This window comes from Pseudomonas veronii (assembly GCF_002028325.1).
GTDB lineage: Bacteria > Pseudomonadota > Gammaproteobacteria > Pseudomonadales > Pseudomonadaceae > Aquipseudomonas > Aquipseudomonas veronii.
The window spans coordinates 5,048,052-5,070,771 of the sequence record NZ_CP018420.1; the positions used below are offsets into that span (position 1 = coordinate 5,048,052).

The 22,720-nt window shown below is 61.6% G+C and carries 16 protein-coding genes, 4 pseudogenes and 1 riboswitch; of the genes and pseudogenes, 5 read left to right on the forward strand and 15 right to left on the reverse strand.

Going from position 1 to position 22,720, the window contains the following annotated elements; genetic code table 11:
- Nucleotides 1–54: 54 nt before the first annotated feature.
- Nucleotides 55–298: riboswitch (cobalamin riboswitch) on the reverse strand.
- A 99-nt stretch (nucleotides 299–397) separates the two neighbouring features.
- Nucleotides 398–1,711: a PQQ-dependent sugar dehydrogenase gene (locus PverR02_RS22985; protein WP_079444474.1), complete on the forward strand. Its 1,314-nt coding sequence runs from the start codon at nucleotides 398–400 to the stop codon at nucleotides 1,709–1,711.
- A gap of 133 nt (nucleotides 1,712–1,844) precedes the next feature.
- Here the strand turns inward: PverR02_RS22985 and PverR02_RS22990 are convergent, their stop codons facing one another.
- The 5 genes from PverR02_RS22990 to PverR02_RS23010 form a co-directional block, all read right to left on the reverse strand.
- Nucleotides 1,845–2,381: a C40 family peptidase gene (locus PverR02_RS22990; protein ID WP_017845323.1), complete on the reverse strand. Its 537-nt coding sequence runs from the start codon at nucleotides 2,379–2,381 to the stop codon at nucleotides 1,845–1,847.
- A gap of 144 nt (nucleotides 2,382–2,525) precedes the next feature.
- Complete coding sequence (locus PverR02_RS22995; RefSeq protein WP_046382483.1) at nucleotides 2,526–3,155, reverse strand: C40 family peptidase; 630 nt, start codon at nucleotides 3,153–3,155, stop codon at nucleotides 2,526–2,528.
- 213 nt (nucleotides 3,156–3,368) lie between these two features.
- Nucleotides 3,369–4,073, reverse strand: coding sequence for a DnaA regulatory inactivator Hda (gene hda / locus PverR02_RS23000; protein WP_017845321.1), 705 nt, complete (start codon nucleotides 4,071–4,073; stop codon nucleotides 3,369–3,371).
- A gap of 203 nt (nucleotides 4,074–4,276) precedes the next feature.
- Nucleotides 4,277–5,350 carry an AI-2E family transporter gene (locus tag PverR02_RS23005; protein WP_046382482.1) on the reverse strand — a complete coding sequence of 358 codons (1,074 nt, stop codon included), beginning with the start codon at nucleotides 5,348–5,350 and terminating at the stop codon, nucleotides 4,277–4,279.
- A gap of 43 nt (nucleotides 5,351–5,393) precedes the next feature.
- Nucleotides 5,394–6,434 carry a DUF2066 domain-containing protein gene (locus tag PverR02_RS23010; protein WP_017845319.1) on the reverse strand — a complete coding sequence of 347 codons (1,041 nt, stop codon included), beginning with the start codon at nucleotides 6,432–6,434 and terminating at the stop codon, nucleotides 5,394–5,396.
- A gap of 355 nt (nucleotides 6,435–6,789) precedes the next feature.
- On the opposite strand from PverR02_RS23010, the gene purM reads away from it, so the two are divergent.
- From purM to PverR02_RS23030, 4 genes are all read left to right on the forward strand, one after another.
- Nucleotides 6,790–7,848, forward strand: coding sequence for a phosphoribosylformylglycinamidine cyclo-ligase (gene purM, locus PverR02_RS23015; protein WP_017845318.1), 1,059 nt, complete (start codon nucleotides 6,790–6,792; stop codon nucleotides 7,846–7,848).
- Nucleotides 7,848–8,498, forward strand: coding sequence for a phosphoribosylglycinamide formyltransferase (purN, locus tag PverR02_RS23020; RefSeq protein ID WP_017845317.1), 651 nt, complete (start codon nucleotides 7,848–7,850; stop codon nucleotides 8,496–8,498). The genes purM and purN overlap by 1 nt, the downstream gene beginning before the upstream one ends.
- An 8-nt stretch (nucleotides 8,499–8,506) precedes the next feature.
- A complete protein-coding gene (locus tag PverR02_RS23025) occupies nucleotides 8,507–9,220 on the forward strand; it encodes a DUF3108 domain-containing protein (RefSeq protein ID WP_046382480.1) in 714 nt (237 codons plus the stop codon).
- Between the two features lie 279 nt (nucleotides 9,221–9,499).
- Nucleotides 9,500–9,688: a hypothetical protein gene (locus tag PverR02_RS23030; RefSeq protein WP_017845315.1), complete on the forward strand. Its 189-nt coding sequence runs from the start codon at nucleotides 9,500–9,502 to the stop codon at nucleotides 9,686–9,688.
- A gap of 91 nt (nucleotides 9,689–9,779) precedes the next feature.
- Here PverR02_RS23030 and PverR02_RS23035 read toward each other — a convergent pair whose 3' ends face one another.
- The 10 genes and pseudogenes from PverR02_RS23035 to PverR02_RS23070 form a co-directional block, all read right to left on the reverse strand.
- Nucleotides 9,780–10,325 carry a DUF2058 domain-containing protein gene (locus tag PverR02_RS23035; protein ID WP_017845310.1) on the reverse strand — a complete coding sequence of 182 codons (546 nt, stop codon included), beginning with the start codon at nucleotides 10,323–10,325 and terminating at the stop codon, nucleotides 9,780–9,782.
- Nucleotides 10,326–10,350: 25 nt separating this feature from the next.
- Entirely contained in the window at nucleotides 10,351–11,184 is an 834-nt protein-coding gene (mazG, locus tag PverR02_RS23040; RefSeq protein ID WP_017845309.1) for a nucleoside triphosphate pyrophosphohydrolase, read from the reverse strand.
- Between the two features lie 152 nt (nucleotides 11,185–11,336).
- Nucleotides 11,337–11,471, reverse strand: a pseudogene (locus tag PverR02_RS33175) (hypothetical protein); the annotation flags it as partial.
- Nucleotides 11,464–11,547, reverse strand: a pseudogene (locus PverR02_RS32050) (nucleoside triphosphate pyrophosphohydrolase); the annotation flags it as partial. The pseudogenes PverR02_RS32050 and PverR02_RS33175, both read right to left, overlap by 8 nt.
- A 152-nt stretch (nucleotides 11,548–11,699) precedes the next feature.
- Nucleotides 11,700–11,834 (reverse strand): annotated as a pseudogene (locus PverR02_RS33180) (hypothetical protein); the annotation flags it as partial.
- A pseudogene (locus PverR02_RS32055) lies at nucleotides 11,827–11,910 on the reverse strand (nucleoside triphosphate pyrophosphohydrolase); the annotation flags it as partial. The pseudogenes PverR02_RS32055 and PverR02_RS33180, both read right to left, overlap by 8 nt.
- Nucleotides 11,911–12,062: 152 nt before the next feature.
- Nucleotides 12,063–14,306, reverse strand: coding sequence for a GTP diphosphokinase (gene relA / locus PverR02_RS23055; RefSeq protein ID WP_017845308.1), 2,244 nt, complete (start codon nucleotides 14,304–14,306; stop codon nucleotides 12,063–12,065).
- A 134-nt stretch (nucleotides 14,307–14,440) separates the two neighbouring features.
- Complete coding sequence (gene rlmD / locus PverR02_RS23060) at nucleotides 14,441–15,793, reverse strand: 23S rRNA (uracil(1939)-C(5))-methyltransferase RlmD (protein WP_057003846.1); 1,353 nt, start codon at nucleotides 15,791–15,793, stop codon at nucleotides 14,441–14,443.
- Nucleotides 15,793–16,695, reverse strand: a complete 903-nt coding sequence (gene cysM, locus PverR02_RS23065; protein ID WP_017845306.1) for a cysteine synthase CysM — start codon at nucleotides 16,693–16,695, stop codon at nucleotides 15,793–15,795. Before cysM ends, rlmD begins: the two co-directional genes overlap by 1 nt.
- A 106-nt stretch (nucleotides 16,696–16,801) precedes the next feature.
- Nucleotides 16,802–22,672 carry an NEL-type E3 ubiquitin ligase domain-containing protein gene (locus tag PverR02_RS23070; protein ID WP_079444475.1) on the reverse strand — a complete coding sequence of 1,957 codons (5,871 nt, stop codon included), beginning with the start codon at nucleotides 22,670–22,672 and terminating at the stop codon, nucleotides 16,802–16,804.
- Nucleotides 22,673–22,720 lie beyond the last annotated feature (48 nt).

Here is a 22,720-nt window from a genome sequence, read left to right on the forward strand (position 1 = left end):
AAAACGGCGGGCAGGAAAAAACAACAACAGACAGCCAAGCATCGCCCACCGTGATGCTGTTGGATGATCCAGGCCGGTCTCCGGGCTCATGAGTGGCGCGCTAGAGCGCACGCCGACGGCGCGCCTTCCCATATCGCGGGCGATACAGTGGCAAACAGCACCGTCTTGACTCATTTACCGTTGCGGGGGCAGCGCCGGAATCGCGGCAGCACTGTGTACAAGTGCGCTCACTCACCGGCTTCCCTGTTTCACTCAGTCGACCCGTGGGTCACAGAGCACCTGGAACAAGCGGCGAAGGTTAGTGGGTTGGGGGTGGAGCGTCAATTAAAGCTGGCCTTGCACTTGAACCATCGCCGCATCGGGCGCCTCTACCCTTACAGGCATCCAGGAGAAAACCATGCATAAAACAAGACTCGCCTTACTGATCATGCTCGCGGGCACCCTCGCCGCCTGCGGGGAAAGCTCGACCCTGAAGGTGTCCGATGGCACCGGGCCTTCACCGCAGCTGCCGGAGCCGAACAAGACCCTGATCCCCACTGTGAACATCGCCCCGGCCATCGGCTGGCCGGCGGGCACCCAGCCCACGGCCGCCGCCGGCACCCAGGTGGTGGCGTTCGCCGAAGGCCTGGACCACCCGCGCTGGCTGTATGTACTGCCCAATGGCGATGTGCTGGTGGCGGAAACCAACGCGCCGCCCAAGCCGGACGACGCCAAAGGCGTGCGGGGTTGGGTGATGCAGACAGTCATGGGCCGCGCCGGCGCCGGTGTGCCGAGCCCGAACCGCATCACCCTGCTGCGCGATGCCGACCATGACGGGGTCGCGGAGACCCGCACCGTGTTCCTGGAAAACCTCAACTCGCCCTTCGGCATGACGCTGGTGGGCAATGACCTGTACGTGGCCGATTCGGACAAGCTGTTGCGCTTTCCCTATCAGACCGGCGAAACCGCGATCAAGGCCGCCGGCAGCAAGGTCATCGACCTGCCAGCGGGCAGCATCAACCATCACTGGACGAAAAACGTGGTGGCCAGCAAGGACGGCAGCAAGTTGTATGTGAGCGTCGGTTCCAACAGCAACGTCGCCGAGAACGGCCTGGAAGCGGAACAAGGCCGCGCGGCGATCTGGGAAGTCGACCGCGCCAGCGGCCAGCACCGTATCTTCGCCTCCGGCCTGCGCAACCCGAACGGCATGGCCTGGGAACCGCAGAGCGGCAAGCTGTGGACGGCAGTGAACGAGCGCGACGAGATCGGCAGCGACCTGGTGCCGGACTACATCACCTCGGTCCAGGATGGCGCCTTTTATGGCTGGCCCTTCAGCTATTACGGGCAGCATGTGGATGTACGCGTCACACCGCAGAACCCGGACCTGGTGGCCAAAGCCATTGCGCCGGACTACGCCGTAGGCCCACACACCGCCTCGCTGGGCCTGACCTTCGCCGAGGGCAGCAAACTCCCAGCGCCCTTTATCAACGGTGCGTTTATCGGCCAGCACGGCTCGTGGAACCGCAAGCCGCACAGCGGCTACAAGGTGATCTTCGTACCGTTCGAGGGCGGCAAGCCGAAGGGGCCGCCAGTGGACGTGCTGACCGGGTTCCTCAACAGCGAAGAACAAGCCATGGGACGACCGGTTGGCGTGGTCATCGACAAGCAGGGCGACTTGCTGGTGGCGGACGATGTGGGGAATAAGGTGTGGCGGGTTTCTGCGGCTAAGTAACTATTACAAATGTGGGAGGGGCGGTGCGACGATTCGTCTTGCCCACGATAGCGGTGGGTCAGTCACTGAATGCATGGACTGACACGCCCTCATCGGGAGCAAGCTCCCTCCCACATTTGGATCCTGGTTTGGCTTAGGGGTTGCGGGCCAAGTGCTCAGCCGGCAACACGCGCTTGGCGCTCAGGTAGGCGTTCTGCCAGTAGGCTTTGGACAAGGTGTCCAGCTTCACCGTACCGCCCGTCTGCGGCGCATGCACAAAGCGCCCTTCGCCGACATAGATCCCGGCGTGGCTGACCTGCGAGCCGCCACCCGTGGCGAAGAACAGCAGGTCACCGGTTTGCAGGTTCTGTGCGCTGACGTCCTGGGCGCGCATCACGATCAGTTCGCGCGTGGTGCGCGGCAGAGAGATACCCGCGGCATCACGGTAGACAAACCCGATCAACCCGCTGCAATCGAAACCGGAGTCCGGCGTATTGCCGCCCCAACGATAAGGCGTACCGACCAGGCCCAGCGCGCGGAACAGCACGTCTTCAGCGACCGGCGAACTCTGGCTGGAATAGTTGAACACTGGTTTAGGCTTGGCCGCTACGGGCGCAGGCTGCGGGCGGCTTGCGCAGGCGCTGAGCAGCGCGGCGCAAACAATAAGAATCAGGCGGGCCGAGGTCGACATGTGCAGAACAATCCTGGTCTGGATGCGGCTTTCGCTGCCGAACGCTGAAAACCAGAACGCGCAAGCATGGCTTGCGCGAACGGATTACAACAATGTCCAGAGATTCTAGCGCTTACACGTCAAACTTCAAGTATCACTTTAACTTTACTTGCTAGCGGTAATCGTCGTCGGGGCCATGGCGAGTGCGCGCTTGGCTTCGATGAAGGTTTTGCTCCAGTAGCTGTCGCCCAGGCTGTCGACTCGAACACCACCGCTGCGGCGGCTGCTGGAGTGGATAAACTGGTTATCGCCCAGGTAGATACCGGCGTGACTGACGCGACCGCGGCCACTGGTACTGAAGAAAAGCAGATCCCCAGGCTTGAGGTTGTTACGCGCGACCAACGGTGCATTCACGTTGATCATTTCGCGGGTGGAGCGTGGCAGGTTCATGCCAGCTTCTTCGCGAAACAGGTAACCGATAAAACCGCTGCAATCAAAACCGGCTTCAGAGGTACCGCCGAAACGGTAACGGGTACCGATCAGGGACATGCCGCGTTCGAGGATGCTGTCGGCCAGAACGGGAAGCTGATAAGGCTTGTTGCCAGCGAAGGCGGCCAGTTCTTTTTCGGTTGCCAGCTCTTCCTCATAAACAGTGGAAGACTGCGCAGCAACGAATTTTGCCTGATTTTTATACTGTTGATTGTGCTGCTCGGCCACTTGTTGAGGGTGGGAGGCGCAACCAAACAACAGAGCGACAAGTGCGAGAGGCACGAGGGGTGCGAAGCGATTTAGCATGGGCACGACCGTGGCTGATGTGTAAAGAAGTCGAGACTATGCCTTCTATCACATCGATTTGCAAATTCAATCGTGATCCATGTGACTTACTGTTTGCGTTATGACATCTAAGCCCTTAATACCCTTTGCGCGTGTTTTGCGTGGCCAAGCCGGCCAAAACGCAGGTTTCCTGGCGCCTGAAATTTGCCGAAGCCCCCGAAATACAAGGGCTGGCTACCAGCCGAGGGTTTCCTTGAGGAAGGGAATCGTCAGCTTGCGCTGGGCCTGCAAAGAGGCCTGATCGAGCTGCTCGAGCAAATCGAACAATGCGCTCATGCTGCGGGTGCCGCGGGTGAGGATAAAGTGCCCGACCTCGTCGGTGAGGTGCAGGCCGCGACGGGATGCACGCAATTGCAGGGCACGCAATTTGTCCTCGTCGGACAGCGGGCGCATCTGGAAGATCAGCGCCAGGGTCAGGCGCGACTTGAGGTCGGCCAGCTTGACCGGCAACTCACGGGGCGAGGTCGAAGCCGCGATCAGCAGGCGGCGCCCGCTGTCGCGCAGGCGGTTGAACAGATGAAACAGCGCCTCTTCCCAATCCGCCTTGCCGGCGACGGCCTGCAGATCGTCCAGGCACACCAGTTCGTATTGTTCGAGGTTGTCGAAAATCCCGATCCCGCGGTCCATCAACTCCGCCAACGGCAGGTAAACCGCCGGTTCGCCCATCTGCTCGAAGCGCAGGCACGCGGCCTGCAACAGGTGGGTGCGCCCCACGCCTTGCTTGCCCCACAGGTAGATCAGGCTTTCAGTCCACCCGGCGTCGGCTTCGCAGAGCCGCTCGACATAGCCGAGTGCTGCGGCGTTGGCGCCTGGGTAGTAATTGATAAAGGTGGCGTCGTCACGCAGACGCACACCTAAGGGCAGCTGAATCGGTTTCATGCTGACTGAACGGCTCCGATCGAACCGTTAGTGGCCTCTGTGAAAAGTTTGCAAAGTTTATACCCGTGACGCCGGGCGCACAATGCAGCAGACCATAAGCAAAATCAAAGGTTTGCGTTAACTTGTTGGATTTACGCAAATTGTTTGACGCCACAGCGCCAGAAACAACAAACCCGGCCTGGGCCGGGTTTGTGACACCGCGATTACAAATCGGGGTCTTCAACGCCCCCGTACATATCCGAATCCTTGTACAGATCGTGGACATGACGCACCAGCACCATGATCACCGCCGCCACCGGCAGCGCGAGCAGGATGCCGGTGAAGCCGAACAACTCACCGCCAGCCAGGATCGCAAAGATCACCGCGACCGGGTGCAGGCCGATGCGATCACCCACCAGCAACGGGGTCAGCACCATGCCTTCGAGGGCCTGGCCGACCATGAACACCGCGACAATCCCGAGCATCGGGTACAGGTCACCGCCAAACTGGAACAGCCCGGCCACCAGCGCCGCACCGATACCGATCACAAAGCCCATGTACGGCACGATCGCGGCCAGACCGGCAATCAAGCCAATCAACAGGCCCAGCTCCAGGCCGATCGCCATCAAGCCGGCGGCATAGATAATCCCCAGGGCCAGCATCACCAGCAGTTGGCCGCGCACGAACGCCCCCAAGACCTCATGACACTCCCCGGCCAGGGACACGATGCGCGCTTCACGGTCACGCGGCAGCAGGCTGCGGATCTTGGCCATCATGATGTCCCAGTCCCGCAACAGGTAGAACGCCACCACCGGGATCAACACCAGATTGGTCAGCCAGCCGATCAGCGCCAGGCTGGATGCCGTGGCCTGGCTGAGAACCACGCCGACGATGTCGGTGGTCTGGCCCATATGCTCGCTGATCGCAGCCTTGACCTTGTCGAACTTCCAGAAGCCATCCGCCAGCCCCAGCTTGGCCTGGGCCCACGGCATCGCCGTGTGCTGCAGCCAGTCGAGCATCTGCGGCGCCAGTTCATACAAACGGAACAACTGCTTGGCCAGCATCGGCACCAGCACCAGCACCAACGCCGTGATGATCAGCGTAAACAGCGCAAACACCGTGACCACCCCCAAAGTCCGCGACAGGCCGGCTTTCTCCAGGCGATCCACCACGGGATCGAACAGATAGGCGAGCAACAGCGCGACCAGGAACGGCGTCAGGATCGAATGCAGCAAGAACACAAAAACGCACAGCAGGGCGATCCCGCCAAGCCACACCCAACGACGCGTATCCGCCATACACCACTCCATCTTTTATCGGCTGCTATATAAAGCAGAACATTTACCAGCGAAAACGCAGTTGCGCCTGCGGCTCAGGGGCGACGACCGGCTGGGTGCCGTCCACTGGCGGTTGCGCAGCCAGTGCTTCACCCGCGGGAATCTCCTGCAACCTGGCCAGGCTCAGTTGAGTACGCAACTGATCGGCGCTGCCATTGACGCGATACACAATACGATTGCCATCCACGCGCTGCGGCTGGCCGCCAAACGGCTCGAGCAAGTGGCCCAACGCGGCGTAGCGCTCCAGGGTCATGCCCTGCACTTCGAGCAATTGCTCGGTGCTCGCGCCCGGCTTGACCACAAAGCGCGGCGCCAGTTTCTGGCTGACCGCCAGCATCACAGCATCGGCCACGGCGGCGGTGTCGGCGCCTTGCGCGGTGCCCTGCTCGCTCTTGTCGCCCAACCACAGGCGCCATTTGGCCTGCCATTGGCTGCCCTCCTGGCGCGCATGCACTGCGAGCATCGCATCGGCGCCGTAGCGTTCCGAGGCTGCACGCAACGGCGTGGCGTCCGCGCTTTCGAGGTTGGGCGCGGTGGCGACCACCTGTTCATCCAAATCCCCCAACGGCAGGCGCAGCGGCAAGCCGCGATGTTGCGCCGCACGGCGCAGCGCCTGCGCGACGGCCTGGCCATCCCCGACCAGGTTGCTGCCGTCGGTAGAGTCATTCAGCCACCAACCCAGGATCGACGGCCGATTGCTGCCCCAGATCGACAAGCCGGCCTCACGCAAGGCGCGATCGGTGCTGACGGGGTCGAAATCCACTTGCAGGCTTTCCGGCGGGCCGGCGTCGTAGCCGTATTGCGTGATGATTTGTTGCGGGTCCTTGCGCACCGCCGCCAGGCCGGGGCCTTCGGCGGCCTTGGCGTCGCCAGTGAGGCGGATCACCAGGGTCTGTACGGCGCGCTGGGTCGCCTGGTCGCGTTCTTGCGGTGACTGGCTGCTGACCGGCTCCAGTACTTGATAAAGGCCATTGAGGGTTTCGGCATGACTCGCCAGGCTGACCAACGACAAGCAGCCTACAAAAAACACATTACACAGACGCATGGAAGATTCCCGAACGACAAAATTAGCGGCTGGAACAGACCGCGTGATCTCGGTTTGCCAAGGCTGTGACCACAGCGATCGGTAAAACATTCACGGGGTCTCGGTAAGTTTTCCTACTGTCATAACGATAGCGGGTTCAAGGCTATACCTTAATACGGAGCTGGGCAGACCCGATTAGCATTTTTTTAACCGGCTTTTTTATCTATGTGGCTCTGCCCGTCGGCCCGAGGATGGCCGCTGACCCTCAAGCCTGATAAAATCGCGCGCCTTCGCAGACCGTCAATGGCTGGGCCTTTTCACAAGAGCCCTTGCCCAATCGGTCGTTACCCCTGAATCCCCCCTAAAGGCCTGGATCATGAGCAAGCAACCCTCCCTGAGCTACAAGGACGCCGGTGTAGACATCGACGCCGGTGAAGCATTGGTCGAACGCATCAAGAGCGTCGCCAAGCGCACTGCGCGCCCCGAAGTCATGGGTGGCCTGGGCGGTTTTGGCGCCCTCTGTGAAATCCCGGCCGGCTACAAACAGCCCGTGCTGGTTTCCGGCACCGACGGCGTGGGCACCAAACTGCGCCTGGCCCTGAACCTGAACAAACACGACAGCATCGGCATCGACCTGGTCGCCATGTGCGTCAACGACCTGGTAGTGTGCGGCGCCGAGCCGTTGTTCTTCCTGGACTACTACGCCACCGGCAAGCTCAACGTCGAAACCGCGACCCAAGTGGTCACCGGCATCGGTGCCGGTTGCGAATTGTCGGGTTGCTCCCTGGTCGGCGGCGAAACCGCTGAAATGCCAGGCATGTACGAAGGCGAAGACTACGACCTGGCCGGCTTCTGCGTCGGCGTGGTCGAAAAAGCCGAGATCATCGACGGCTCCAAAGTGGCTGCCGGCGACGCCCTGCTCGCCCTGCCGTCGTCCGGCCCGCACTCCAACGGCTACTCGCTGATCCGCAAGATCATCGAAGTGTCCGGCGCCGACATCGAGAACATCCAGCTCGACGGCAAGCCCCTGACCGACCTGCTGATGGCGCCGACACGCATCTACGTCAAGCCACTGCTCAAGCTGATCAAGGACACCGGCGCGGTCAAAGCCATGGCCCACATCACCGGCGGCGGCCTGCTGGACAACATCCCGCGCGTCCTGCCCAAAGGCGCCCAGGCGATTGTCGACGTGGCCAGCTGGCAGCGTCCTGCGGTATTCGACTGGCTGCAAGAGAAAGGCAACGTCAACGAAACCGAAATGCACCGCGTGCTGAACTGCGGCGTGGGCATGGTGATCTGCGTGGCGCAAGAGCACGTGGAAAGCGCGTTGAACGTGCTGCGCGAAGCCGGCGAACAGCCTTGGGTCATCGGCCAGATCGCTGCTGCCGCCGAAGGCGCGGCTCAGGTTGAACTGAAGAACCTTAAGGCGCACTGATGTCTGCAACCTGTGATGTCGTGGTGCTGCTCTCCGGCACCGGCAGTAACTTGCAGGCCCTGATCGACAGCACGCGCACCGGCGACAGCCCGGCGCGCATCGCTGCGGTGATCTCCAACCGCAGCGACGCCTATGGCCTGCAACGCGCCAGGGAGGCAGGCATTGCCACGCGCACCCTGGATCACAAGGCTTTCGAAGGTCGCGAGGCCTTCGACAGCGCCCTGGTCGAACTGATCGACGCCTTCAACCCCAAACTCGTGGTACTGGCCGGCTTCATGCGTATCCTCAGCGCTGATTTCGTGCGGCACTACGCTGGGCGGCTGTTGAATATCCACCCTTCCCTGCTGCCCAAGTACAAAGGCATGCACACCCATCAGCGCGCCCTCGACGCGGGCGACAGCGAGCATGGCTGCAGCGTGCATTTTGTCACCGAGGAACTCGACGGCGGGCCTCTGGTCGTACAGGCAGTGGTTCCGGTAGAGTCTGACGACTCGGCGCAGACGCTTGCGCAACGGGTTCATACGCAGGAACACAGGATTTACCCGCTGGCTGTTCGCTGGTTTGCCGAGGGGCGGTTGATTCTTGGTAAACAGGGTGCATTATTGGACGGTCAGTTACTCGCGGCCAGCGGCCACTTGATTCGAACCTAGGAGATTTTATGCGTCGCGCCTTGCTCTTCGCTTTTGCGCTGTTCGCCTTGCCTGCGGTGCAAGCAGCAGATTTACATCCTTTCTCCGCCAGCTACACCGCCGACTGGAAACAGTTGCCTATGAGCGGTTCGGCCGAGCGCAGCCTGACCCACAATGGCGATGGCACCTGGACCTTGAACTTCAAGGCTTCCATGATGATTGCCAGCCTCACCGAAACCAGCGTGATCCAATTCGACAAGGACGCCCTGCAGCCGAAGAGCTACACCTTCGAACGCGGCGGCCTGGGCAAGGCGAAAAGGATCAACCTGGACTTCGACCAGACCGCCAAGAAAGTCACCGGCTTTGAAAACAAAGACCCGGTCAACGTTGCCCTGCAAAGCGGCATGCTCGACAAGTCGACCTACCAGTTGGCGCTGCAGCGCGATGTCGCGGCCGGCAAGAAGAGCATGAGCTACAACGTGGTTGAAGGCACCGACGTCGACACCTACGACTTTCGCGTGATCGGCCCGGAAAAGGTCCAGACCAAAGCCGGCTCCATCGACGCGATCAAGGTCGAGCGCGTGCGTGACCCGACCCAAAGCAAGCGCATCACCCAGATGTGGTTTGCCAAGGACTGGGGCGGCATCCTGGTTGCCCTGCGTCAGGTGGAAACCGACGGCAAGGAATACAACATCATGCTGCAAGACGGCACGGTTGACGGTCAGCCTGTCAAAGGCAGCTGATTGAACTGATACGTTGGAAAAGAGCCTCGCGCAATGCGGGGCTTTTTTTCGCCTGGAATATTCAGGCAAGGCCGTTATTGCCTGACGCAATCATGAAGCTTTTTTCATAAAACCCAGCCGCCTGTGGCGCAATGTCGCGGTTTACGCGGCCTGCACAATTGTTGCTATTTCTGTAAAGGACTGTTGCAGGAAAAATCGGTTTACTTAGCAAGCTAACAAAACATATAACAAATGCCTGCGACGACTTGCCGCAGATCAACCTGAGATTGGAGCAAGCAGATGACTGTAAAAGTGACTGAGCGCGACGACGAACATATGTCCCACGAAGCATTGGGCCATGGGATTCACATCTGGGACGTACACCAACAAGACCTGCTGGTCGGCATGTTTCATAACGAGAGCGACGCTCATAACTATAAAAACGAGCTCGAAACCCTTGAGATGAAACGCCAGGCACAAAGCTCCTGACTATTTGCCAGACTCAGGCGCCAGGCCCACGCAGCCTGGTTGCCTGAAAACAAAAACCCCGCCGGTGAGCGGGGTTTGTTGTTTTACAGCCTTACCACATCAGATCATCCGGGATCTGGTAGGCGGCGTAAGGATCATCCTCATCCGGCACCTGGCTTTCGGTGAGGATATTGAGCTGGACGATACGCTCCGGTGCGCGCTCCTGGATCTTCAGCGCCGCTTCGCGCGGGATCACCTCGTAACCGCCGGCGTGATGCACGATCGCCAGGGAGCCGTTGCTCAGCTTGTTGCGCATCAGCGTGTTGACCGACAGGCGCTTGACCTTCTTGTCATCCACGAAGTTGTAGTAGTCCTCGGTGGTCAGCTTGGGCAGGCGCGAGGTCTCGATCAGTTGCTTGACCTGGGCCGTGCGGGCCTTGGCCTCGGCTTTCTCCTGCTGCTGGCGGTTCAGTTCCTGGTCGCGCTTGACCTTCTCGGCCATGGCTTCCTGGGCCAGGCGTGCCTGGGTGTCATCGGCCTCGGCCTGGCCTTTGTGGACCAGACGTTGATGTTTCTGTTTCTCTTTGCCGACCTGCTTGGCCTGCTTTTGGTTGACCAGACCTGCTTTGAGCAACTGGTCGCGAAGGGAAAGGCTCATGGTGCTTACTCACTTAGGCAACTGCTCAACCGCAGCTGGACACGTTCTTTTCCTGGCGTTTGGCTTCGCCCCACAGGGCGTCCAACTCTTCGAGGGTGCAATCTTCCATGGATTGACGCGTATCGCGCAATGCCTGTTCGATAAATCGGAAACGTCGCTCGAATTTGGCATTGGCACCGCGCAAGGCGGTTTCCGGGTCGACCTTGAGGTGACGGGCCAGGTTGACCGCGGCAAACAGCAAGTCACCGACTTCATCGGCGATGGCCACTGCATCGTTATCGGCCATGGCTTCGAGCACTTCATCCAGCTCTTCGCGCACGTTATCCACCACCGGCAACGCAGCGGGCCAGTCGAAACCGACCTGGCTGGCGCGCTTCTGCAATTTGGCGGCACGGGACAGCGACGGCAAGGCGGTGGGCACATCGTCGAGCAGGGACAGTTGCTCGGGGGCGTCGGACTTTTCCGCGCGCTCCTCGGCCTTGATCTGCTCCCAACGCGTCTTGACCTGCTCTTCGCTCAACTGCGGGATATCCAGCGGCGCGTACAGATCGCCGGTGGGGAACACATGGGGATGACGTCGAATCAGCTTGCGGGTAATGCTGTCGATCACCCCGGCAAACTCGAAGCGCCCTTCTTCCTGTGCCAGCTGGCTGTAATACACCACCTGGAACAACAGGTCGCCCAACTCGCCTTGCAGGTGATCGAAGTCGCCACGTTCGATGGCGTCGGCGACTTCGTAGGCCTCTTCCAGGGTGTGCGGGACGATGCTCGCGTAGGTTTGCTTGATGTCCCACGGGCACCCGTATTGCGGGTCGCGCAGGCGATTCATCAGGTGCAGCAGGTCTTCAAGTGAATACATCATTCTATTTCCGATCAGGTATGAACACCGCCGATCAACTGTGGGAGGGGGCTTGCCCCCGATTGTGGTGGATCAACCAAAAATCTGGTACCTGACACTCCGCTTTCGGGGGCAAGCCCCCTCCCACATTCAGCCTGCATTCATCCAGATGCTCATGGGGTACGGTTGCGCCGCGTCTCGATGATGTTCGGCAACTGGGAAATCCGCCCCAGCAACCGCCCCAACGCGTCCAGCCCCGGAATCTCGATGGTCAGGGACATCAACGCGGTGTTGTCCTCCTGTTTGCTTGATGTCCCACGGGCACCCGTATTGCGGGTCGCGCAGGCGATTCATCAGGTGCAGCAGGTCTTCAAGTGAATACATCATTCTATTTCCGATCAGGTATGAACACCGCCGATCAACTGTGGGAGGGGGCTTGCCCCCGATTGCGGTGGATCAACCAAGAATCTGGTACCTGACACTCCGCTTTCGGGGGCAAGCCCCCTCCCACATTCAGCCTGCATTCATCCAGATGCTCATGGGGTACGGTTGCGCCGCGTCTCGATGATGTTCGGCAACTGGGAAATCCGCCCCAGCAACCGCCCCAACGCGTCCAGCCCCGGAATCTCGATGGTCAGGGACATCAACGCGGTGTTGTCCTCCTGTTTGCTTGATGTCCCACGGGCACCCGTATTGCGGGTCGCGCAGGCGATTCATCAGGTGCAGCAGGTCTTCAAGTGAATACATCATTCTATTTCCGATCAGGTATGAACACCGCCGATCAACTGTGGGAGGGGGCTTGCCCCCGATTGCGGTGGATCAACCAAGAATCTGGTACCTGACTCTCCGCTTTCGGGGGCAAGCCCCCTCCCACATTCAGCCTGCATTCATCCAGATGCTCATGGGGTACGGTTGCGCCGCGTCTCGATGATGTTCGGCAACTGGGAAATCCGCCCCAGCAACCGCCCCAACGCGTCCAGCCCCGGAATCTCGATGGTCAGGGACATCAACGCGGTGTTGTCCTCCTTGTTCGAGCGGGTGTTGACGGCCAGCACGTTGATCCGCTCGTTGAGCAGCACTTGCGACACGTCGCGCAGCAGACCGGAACGGTCGTAGGCACGGATGATGATGTCCACCGGATAGGTGAGCACCGGCACCGGGCCCCAGCTGACCTGGATGATCCGCTCCGGCTCGCGCCCGCCCAGTTGCAGCACCGAGGCGCAGTCCTGGCGGTGAATGCTCACGCCACGGCCCTGGGTGATGTAGCCGACGATGGCGTCGCCCGGCAGCGGCTGGCAGCAACCGGCCATTTGCGTCATCAGGTTGCCGACGCCCTGGATCTGGATATCGCCACGCTTGCCGGGCTTGTAGCCGGTGGCTTTGCGCGGGATCAGTTCCAGCTGTTCGTTGCCGCGCTCCGGCTCCACCAGTTGCTGGGCCAGGTTGACCAGTTGCGCCAGGCGCAGGTCGCCGGCACCGAGGGCGGCGAACATGTCTTCGGCGATCTTCATGTTGGCCTTTTCGGCCAGCTTGTCGAAGTCCACCTGAGGCAGGCCCAGGCGCGCCAGTTCGCGTTCGAGCAGGCTTTTGCCGGCGGCGACGTTCTGGTCGCGCGCCTGCAGCTTGAACCAGTGGACGATCTTCGCCCGCGCCCGCGAGGTGGTGATGTAACCCAGGTTCGGGTTCAGCCAGTCGCGGCTCGGCGTACCGTGCTTGCTGGTGATGATCTCGACCTGCTCGCCGGTCTGCAGGCTGTAGTTGAGCGGCACGATGCGCCCGTTGATCTTGGCGCCCCGGCAGTTGTGGCCGATCTCGGTGTGCACGCGGTAGGCGAAGTCCAGCGGCGTGGCGCCCTTCGGCAGGTCGATGGCGTGGCCGTCGGGGGTGAAGATGTAGACCCGGTCCGGCTCGATATCCACCCGCAGCTGTTCGGCCAGGCCGCCGATGTCGCCGAGTTCTTCGTGCCACTCCAGCACTTGGCGCAGCCAGGAGATCTTCTCTTCGTACTGGTTGGACCCGGCCTTGACGTCGGTGCCCTTGTAGCGCCAGTGCGCGCACACGCCCAGCTCCGCCTCTTCGTGCATGGCGTGGGTGCGGATCTGCACTTCCAGCACCTTGCCCTCGGGGCCGATCACTGCAGTGTGCAGCGAGCGATAGCCGTTTTCCTTGGGGTTGGCGATGTAGTCGTCGAACTCCTTGGGGATGTGCCGCCACAGGGTGTGGACGATACCGAGCGCGGTGTAGCAGTCGCGCATTTCCGGCACCAGCACGCGCACTGCGCGCACGTCGTAGATCTGGCTGAAGGCCAGGCCCTTGCGCTGCATTTTGCGCCAGATCGAATAGATGTGCTTGGCGCGGCCGCTGATGTCGGCGTCGACGCCGGTAGCCTGCAACTCGGCGCGCAGTTGGCCCATCACGTCGGTGATGAAACGCTCGCGGTCGAGCCGGCGCTCATGCAGCAGCGTGGCGATCTGTTTGTATTGGTCGGGTTCGAGGTAGCGGAAGGACAAGTCCTCCAGCTCCCACTTGATATGGCCGATACCCAGGCGGTGCGCCAGCGGTGCGTAGATGTCGAAGACTTCGCGGGCCACGCGGTTGCGCTTTTCGTCGTCGGCGGTTTTCACCGCACGGATCGCGCAGGTGCGTTCGGCCAGCTTGATCAAGGCGACGCGCACGTCGTCGACCATCGCCACCAGCATCTTGCGCAGGTTTTCCACCTGGCCCTGGGTGCCCAGCACCATGGACTGGCGCGGGCTGAGGCTGGCGCTGATGGCGGCCATGCGCAGCACGCCGTCGATCAGCTTGGCCACCACGGAGCCGAAGCGCTGGCCCACGGTGGCCAACGGGATATGCCCTTCACGCACGCCGCGATAGAGCACGGCAGCGATCAGCGAATCCTGGTCGAGCTTGAGATCGGCGAGGATCTCAGCGATTTCCAAGCCGGTGCGAAAGCTCGAAGTGCCTTCGGCCCACAGGTTCTTGGCCGCATTGTCTTGCTGTTCAGACTCACGAGCGAACTCGCAGGCTGCTTTCAAGGCTTCACGGTCCAGTGCCGGGTCGACACTGATGGCATGATCCAGCCATGCCTCGAGATTGATACTGCCGTCGGTGTTGATCGGCTGGTGTGCTCTCACCTGTACCATCTTGCTTACCTTCCCTACGACGCACCTTCGATGCGCCAAAAATCATCGCTGACCTGCTTTATCACTAAAGCTCACACACTCCCTGGCAGGTCACGGCCCAGGAGAATGCAGGCCAGTCGGATTAAACGGGCATCCTAGCCCGCCTCAAATAACGCCATCGCCTCGACATGCGCGGTTTGCGGAAACATGTCGAGGATCCCGGCACGTTTTAGCCGGTAACCCTGCTTGACCAACTCAACCGTGTCCCGCGCCAGCGTCGCCGGATTGCAGGACACGTACACCAGGCGCTTGGCCCCCAGGCTGGCGAGCTTGCGCACAACCTCCAGGGCACCGTCGCGAGGTGGGTCCAAGAGTACCGCAGAAAAGCCCTGTTTGGCCCATTCCGCGTCAGTCAACGACTGGGACAAATCGGCCTGAAAAAACTGCACATTATGCAAATTATTGCTGACGGCATTCAGCGCCGCACGCTCGACCATGGCCTGCACGCCTTCCACCGCGACCACTTCGCGCACCTGGCGCGCAAGTGGCAGGGCGAAGTTGCCCAGGCCGCAAAACAGGTCCAGCACGCGCTCATCGGCTTGCGGCGCCAGCCATTCGAGGGCCTGGGCCACCATCGCCGCGTTGACCCCGGCGTTGACCTGAACAAAATCGCCGGGCCGATACGCCAGCTCCAGATCCCACGGTTCCAACCGATAACCCAGGGCCTGGTCAGGCTCGACCGGCTCCGGCTGGCCCTCGCCATGCAGCCACAACTGGGCCTCATGGAAGGCGCAGAATTCTTTGAGGATCAGCAGATCGGCGTCGGACAACGGCGCCATATGGCGCAGCAATACGGCGATGGACGACCCGCTGAACAGCTCCACATGCCCCAATGCCTGCGGTTTGCTCAAGCGCCGCAGCATGTTGGGCAAACGCTGCATGATCGGTTGCAAGGCCTGTACCAGCACCGGGCAATCGTCGATGGCGACGATGTCCTGGCTGGCCACGGCGCGAAAGCCCACTTCCAGGGTCTTGGCCTTGGCGTCCCAGCGCACCGCCACGCGGGCGCGACGCCGATAGCCCAGCTCCGGGCCACTCAACGGTGCCGCCCACGCCTGCGGTTCGACCCCTGCCACACGCGACAGTTGCTCGGCGAGCATGCGCTGTTTCAGGGCAAGTTGTTCAGCATGGGGCAGGTGCTGCACGCTGCAACCGCCGCAACGGCCGAAGTGCGCGCACGGCGCCGGGCGCCGCAGTTCGCTGGGCTTGAACACACGCTCGGTGCGCGCCTCGACCACTTTGCCGTGGGCGCCCAATACCCGCGCTTCGACCTCTTCACCGGCCAGCGCACCGTTGACAAACCAGGTGCGGCCTTCAAAGAACACGATGCCACGGCCGTCATTGGCCAGGCGCTCGATGGTCAGGCGTTGCTTCTTGCCCACCGGAATCTGTGGGGTACGGCTGCCGCCCGTCGGCTGGAAGCGCAGGCCTCTCTCGTGCTTGGCCATCAGTTGGGTTCGTCGAAAATGCCGGTCGACAAGTAACGGTCGCCACGGTCACAGATGATCGCGACGATCACCGCGTTTTCCACTTCCTTGGACAATCGCAACATGCCGGCCACGGCGCCGCCGGAGGACACACCGCAGAAGATGCCTTCTTCACGGGCCAGGCGGCGCGTGGTGTCTTCGGCTTCACGCTGGGCCATGTCGATGATGCGATCCACGCGCGTGGCGTTGTAGATCTTCGGCAAATACTCTTCGGGCCAGCGGCGAATCCCGGGGATCGACGCGCCTTCCATCGGTTGCAGGCCGACGATCTGGATCGCCGGGTTCTGCTCCTTGAGGTAGCGCGAGTTGCCCATGATGGTGCCGGTGGTGCCCATGGAGCTGACGAAATGGGTAATCGTGCCCTGGGTCTGGCGCCAGATTTCCGGGCCGGTGGTGGTGTAGTGCGCCTCGGGATTGTCGCCGTTGGCGAACTGGTCCAGCACCTGGCCACGGCCTTCGGCGGCCATGCGCTCGGCGAGGTCGCGGGCGCCTTCCATGCCTTCTTCCTGGCTGACCAGGACCAATTCGGCACCGTAGGCGGTCATCGCGGCCTTGCGCTCGGCGCTGCCATTGTCGGGCATGATCAGCACCATCTTGTAACCCTTGATCGCCGCGGCCATGGCCAGGGCAATCCCGGTGTTACCGGAGGTGGCTTCGATCAGGGTGTCGCCCGGCTTGATCTGCCCGCGCAGCTCGGCGCGCGTGATCATCGACAGCGCCGGACGGTCCTTGACGGAACCGGCCGGGTTGTTCCCTTCGAGCTTGAGCAACAGGGTATTGCTGGTTTCACCCGCCATGCGTTGCAAGCGGACCAGGGGCGTGTTGCCGACGCAATCGGCGATTGTAGGGTACTGCAAGGTCATGGCGTATTCGCAATCCAGACTGCGGGGCGAACATCATACCGGGAAAGCCTGGCGCGCCATATCACGCAAAGTGCGGTGCTTATGGCTTAAAGGCATAAGCACGCAATCAGCCGGTCACGAAGCGGGTCCACTCCTCGCGCGTCAGTTGCTCAATCAATTGCTCCTCGTCGTGCGCCCTCAAGGCTTGCACCTTACGCACCAGCAGCAGGTACGCGCCTTCGCTCATCTCCGCACTTTCGACTTGCGCCTGCGCACGCTCCATTTCTCGATCGTATTGCCCAAGGCGCGCGTCGAACCGCGATCGGTATTTACGCGCCAGAAACTGCCGCCAATATTCTGCTTGCACCAATAAAGCCGGCCAGTCGAACTGAGCCTCGGCGGCCACGATCATTCCGTGCATCCTGGTGATTGAGTTCGCATTGGGACCGCCCAGTGTCCTGGCCAAACGCTCTTCGAATCCAAGGGGTAAATCCAGGCTGTGCGCCAACGCAATGCGGCTGGCAAGGATCATGCTGCTCACCACATCCCACGTTTGATGGCGGTCGAAACGCAACACCATCTCATCGATGGCCTGCAACCGTTTCAGGGCTCGAAAGTAATTCAAGAGTGGCGCCGCATCACCGTCCGTGTCGCGGGCGAGCAGTTCGATCGGCAGGAACTCAAGCTCCAGCGCATTGAGTGATAACAGCCAGCCATCCACCCCACGATTGAGCTCGAAGCGGTGCTGAAACAGGATCACGGCCAGCTGCTCGTTATGGGTTGCACTCTCGATCAACTGCCACACGCGGCGCGTCAGGTCTTCTCGCAGCGCCCGAAAGCCGGTGGCGATGAGCGACGGATAGGCCGCGATACATGCCAGCAGCTCAAAAAAGCGATCAGACATCGGGCGTTGCTGCAGTTGCGCCCAAAGTGCCTGGTAGTGGGGAACCTCAGCGAAAGGCAGCACCGCCAACCATGTGTCGGGACGTGTGGATGCCGCTGCGGGCTGGGCGCCCAGGCCAAAATCGATATCCGCCTGCCCCGGCCACTCACGGTAGCGGCGCATCATTTGCAGGGAGCCCTGTGAAAGCGGGTTGCCTTGCAAATTCATCGCTCGATGAACATTTGGGTAAATGAACAAATCGAGGCTGGTCAAGATCGATATTCGATTGTCACGCAAATCAAAGACCTCCAGTGATCGCAAGATGGCGGCGCCAAGGGGCAGGCTTTCAATTTGCGTATTGCGCAGGTTAAGCACGCGCAACTTCTTCAACCCATGCAGCTTCAAGCGCTGCCCCAGTCTCAGTGGGTTTACCGATAAATCCAGTGTCACCAGGCTGGTCATTTCAGCGAGCAGTATTACGTCCCCCAGTTGAAGCTTGAGCCGATTATTCGAGAGGTTGAGCAGCGATAAATAGCCCAGCTGTGCCAACCCGACGGGAAGGCGCTGCAGATGATTACCGTTGAAAAACACCCAGCGAAGCTGCGGAAAACACCTGAAAAAACTGGTTGGAATGGTTTCCAGCCGATTGTTTTTCAGGCTCAACAGTTTTACATGACCGAAATAGGCGCCCAGCGGCGGCAAATCATTTAATGCCAAGTCATCCAGGATGAGTTCATACGGTACCCCGCGAACGGAGTCTTCTTTAGCCCAGCAGCGCTGAATGCGCGCCGCCGCCTCACGTTGTGCGGGCAAGTCCTCGGGCTTCCCCTGTCGGCACCATCGCTCAAGGTTGGCATTCAAGACGGCGCGCTCTCTGAACATGAAGTTGATCGCGCTTTCCCGCTCTCGGACGGAATCACTCAGGCCCTGGAGCAGCGCGAAGGCCTGCTCATCGGTTTTCGCCGGAAACAGCTGCCGCAGCTTGGCGACGTGTTCACGGTCCACCGGCCCCCAATGATCACCGCCGCTCAGCGGGTAACCCATGCGCCCATCCGCCAGGCGCCGTGGCGGGACGTACCAGGGGCGTCGCTGTGGGTCGAACAGGCTGAGGGCGCGTTGCGAACGCTGTTCGATCTCCCGGCGCAGCGCATCGTGGGTGTAGTGCAGCGCTTCACGTTCAATCGACGGTAATGCGTCCAACAGCACCGCCAGGAACGCCCCGGGACGCCCGGTCGGTTGCCGTTCACCGTTCGCTTGAAGAATGTAGGCCTGATAATCCACGTCGACCGCTTCCAGTATCCGTCTGAGCGCGCCGTCGACCGGGCCGATGCTATCGATCAGGCGACCGCGCTCCCACACCTCGACCCGCAGGTGGTTCGGCCATCCGTCGATGTCCGGCAATGTATGCAGGATCAGTCTCGAGGTGTCTTCACTCGCTGCAGCCGGCAGATACAATCCCTCCAGCGCCCTGATCTTGCGCGCGACGCTCACCCGCCAACGCGCGGCCGACATCAGGCTCAAGGGGATGCGGCCGGCCTGCAGGCTGAGGCGCTCCTGCGCGGTGACGTCGCGCACCAGTTCTTCGGCGAGTGCCGCCGTCAAACTGGGAAAATCGCGCTGCAGCACCTGCGCCAATGGATCGCCCGATGGCTGCTGTTTTTGGCCCAGCGCCTTGAAAAACAAGCGCTCCATGTGGGGCCGGTTGCGCGCGACCTCGGCCTCGAGCACCGCGACCTGCTCGGCGCGGGTGGCCGCCGCCGGCCCCACCAACGTCTCGGCGCTGTCGGCACCGACCTCGCCGAGCAACCTGTCGAAAAAATCCCGCCCCGTATCCACGCCGGTGTTGATCCGTTGATGCCGCATGAAGCGCTCGACGGTCTCCACCACGATTGCCGGCGCGCGCTCATTGCGCAGATGTATCCGGCGCAGGACGTCCGCTGTCACCCCGCTGATCTGCTGAATCTGCTCGATGGCATCCGCCGGCACTGCACGGGTAAACGGCCCCAGGCGCTGGAACGCCTTGGCGCCGTCCCACGTCAGCGGGTTTTCCCATTCGTGCCGCCAGGCGCCGGCACCGTTGTGGCTCAACAGCGGGGCATACGCATCGTTCAGGGACGGGTGCAATAGGCGCCATGGCTGCTCCGCCACCTTGAAATAAGCATCGTCCAGCCACAGGTAGCGCTCCGCCCCAAAGTGGTAAAGGCCAAGGGCATCAGGCTCTGCGGCGATACGGGCGGTATCGACATGACTGACGTAGTGCGCGATCTCGCGCCGGTCGGGATAAAACGCGCCATCCGGCGCACGATGGCGCAACAGGGCGCGAGCGACCTGACGCCGAAAGTCGGCAACGCTGTGCTCCGCGCTCAAGCCGAGTAGACGCCGGTCATCGTCGGACAGCTGGCGCATGATCGCCAGATAGAAACCGTTGGCACCACTCAGCATGGCGCCGGTGCGCGACTCACGGTGGTAATACGGCGAAAATCGCCCTTGGCCCTGATCAATGACCACCACGCTGCGGTCCTGCGCCCCCTGCGAAACATAGGGCAGCGCTTGCGTGGCCGGGCTGACGAGCAACGCCTGGGCGCTGCCGTCGCGCAGCACGCTGTGGGCGAAATGCGCGGCCCAATCCTGGGTTTGCCGGTCAAATCGGCGCGGATGAAAAAGCCCATCGACGATGGCTTCGCGGCGCGTCACCAGGCGTGCGGCGCGCAATGCGTCATAAAGCGCCTCGGGTTGCAGTTGCGACTGCAGCAGCTGGGTTTGCTGATGCTCCGATAACGGGTGTTCGCGCAACACCTCGAGCAACCGCGCCATGCTCAGTTCGGGGTGCAAGGCCCGTAGTTGGGTAATCACCGCCGGTACGGGCTGGTCGGGGCTGACGCGCTCGGGCAACAATTTGAGTACCGACGCACTGGCGCCCACCGCGTCAGCACGGCAGGTGTCGGCAAACCGCGTGAGCGCGTCAAACAGGTCAATCCTCAAGGCCTTGGCTTTCGTCGCCAATTGCTGGCGAAGCAACTGCGCGTCACCCGAAACAAGCGTCGGCACCAACGCCACAATGGCCTGTGCCACATGGGCGGTGAAGCGGCGCGGCGTGGCATAGGCGAACTCATGATTTTCCAGCGCGGTCAGCGTAACCACTGCCGTTGTCGCACGCGTTGCCTCCTTATTGTAGCGACGCACCTCCAGGCCCTGATGGTCTTCAATGCTCAACGACATTCCCGCCGGCCAACCCTCCAACTGAGTGAGCAGCGGCGCCATGACGTCCAGCGCGTCGACGGGCGCGGGGCGGCTGGGGTCGGCGTCTGCGGCCAGCCAATCGATCAGCCGGTCGGCGCGCAACCGATGCACGGCGTCGACCAAAGACGCCGACGCCGGCGCGCCCTCCCATACCTGGTTCAAGGTCTGTGCCGAGGTCGCGCTCGTTTCGAGCAAAATCTCGATTTGCCGTGGCAATACGTCCTGGCTGCCGAGCATTCTTTCGAGCACCTGCGGGCTCGACAGATGCCGGTGTTCAGGCACGGCGCTGTAGCGCTGGGACAAGCGTTGATACAAGTGCTGATGGCGACGCAGCACGCTGCGCCCCAAACGCGTATGCAATCGACCACTGATCAGTAAATCGGCAAGGTCGGCAAACCCCTGGAGCAATTCGGCAGGCTCGCCGAGCAGCGCCTGCCGCCCCCCTTCGACCAACGCTTGCTCCATCGCTATGAACATCGCAAACGCCCTCACCCGCCCCAACCCTTTTAACGCCCCCGGCACCGGGATCAGCAGCACATCAAGGATTTCCCCGATCAGGGTCTGGAACAGCTCGATCATGGTGGGCATGAAACCGGGCGTCTGGTGCGCCAATTCCTGCAGATTGGCGCGACTGCGTTCGCGATAGAAATCGTTCAGGCTCAGCGCCGGGGACTTTTGCACGACGTTGCGCACATAGCCGACTTTATCGACGATGTTGACGCTCGGAATGACACGGGCCAGCCAGTCGACCAGTTTTTCCAACCCCTCAAGGTCGCGACGCGGCTGCGCGGTTTTACCGATTTGCTTGAGTCGCGCACAGTCACGCAGCCACATGATCTGATACAGCCAATCGACCCGCCCCGCGCGGTAGGCCGCATGAAACTCCGCATGAAACACCTCGCAAGCTTGCCGATGGCTGGCATGATGACGCAGCGACCCGCCGGGGCGATTCGGGATAAAACTGAAAGCCCCCTTGCAACCGCTGACGGAAAAAACGATGTGGGGAATGCTCAAGCTGTCGCCGGGAGGCTGGCCGGCGTAATGCCCGACCAAGCCGATCGATTGGGGCAACCAACTGATGTTGTCCGTCCCATGGGGCACGAAAAGCAGCATTTCCTCTACGCGCTCCCAGCGCGCTTCTCCCGCCAGCGCACGTTTCACCTGCTGGTATTTGTCCCGGTCGACGCGGCTGGCTTCGGTGTTTCTCAAGGCCTCGATGAGGGCGAACTCAAACTCGGCATTCGCCAACCGCATGATGCTGCTGCCCAGCGAGGCGTTGGCCTGCAGCGCCTGGTCGAGACGGCGACGCAGTTGCCCGCCGAGATCGAGCCGGCGCACCAGCGCAATGAATTCGCCGGCGGTCGCGTTGATGTTCCTGTCGAGGTAACTGGCATCGGCCAGGCCGGTGCGGCCGGGGTAGCTCCAGCCGGTCAGGCCGTCATAGTTCATACAGGCGGCGTCCCATAAGGTCACGCTAGAGATCTTGATCTCATCGCCTTTCAATTCGCGCCGGACGCGACCGGAGTGCTTGAGGTAGCGGGTATTGATCTTCGCCACCTTGGGGTCGATGTACTGGCCGGTCAGGGTCATCAACGCGCTGCGCAACGACTCCAGGGCATGTAGCTCGAACGCTTCGGTGAGTTGGCGGATGCCCTGCTCCATGGTGTGCTGGGCATCGATCCAGGCCCTTTGCAGGCGCACGTACTCACGTTTTTCGGCAAGATCGAGCCCGCCGAGAAGGCCGTCGAACTCAGCTCTCAAGCCATCCAGGGCTTGCAGGACTGACCACTCCAGGCCGGCCATCAAGGGTGCGCGCTGCTGCGCGATAAAAGCGCTCAGCGTGTCCTGCGGTGTGGGGGTAATCGGCTCGCTCATGGCTCTGCTCCTGAAAAGCTCAGCCTATCGCCTCGCCGTCAGCGTCTC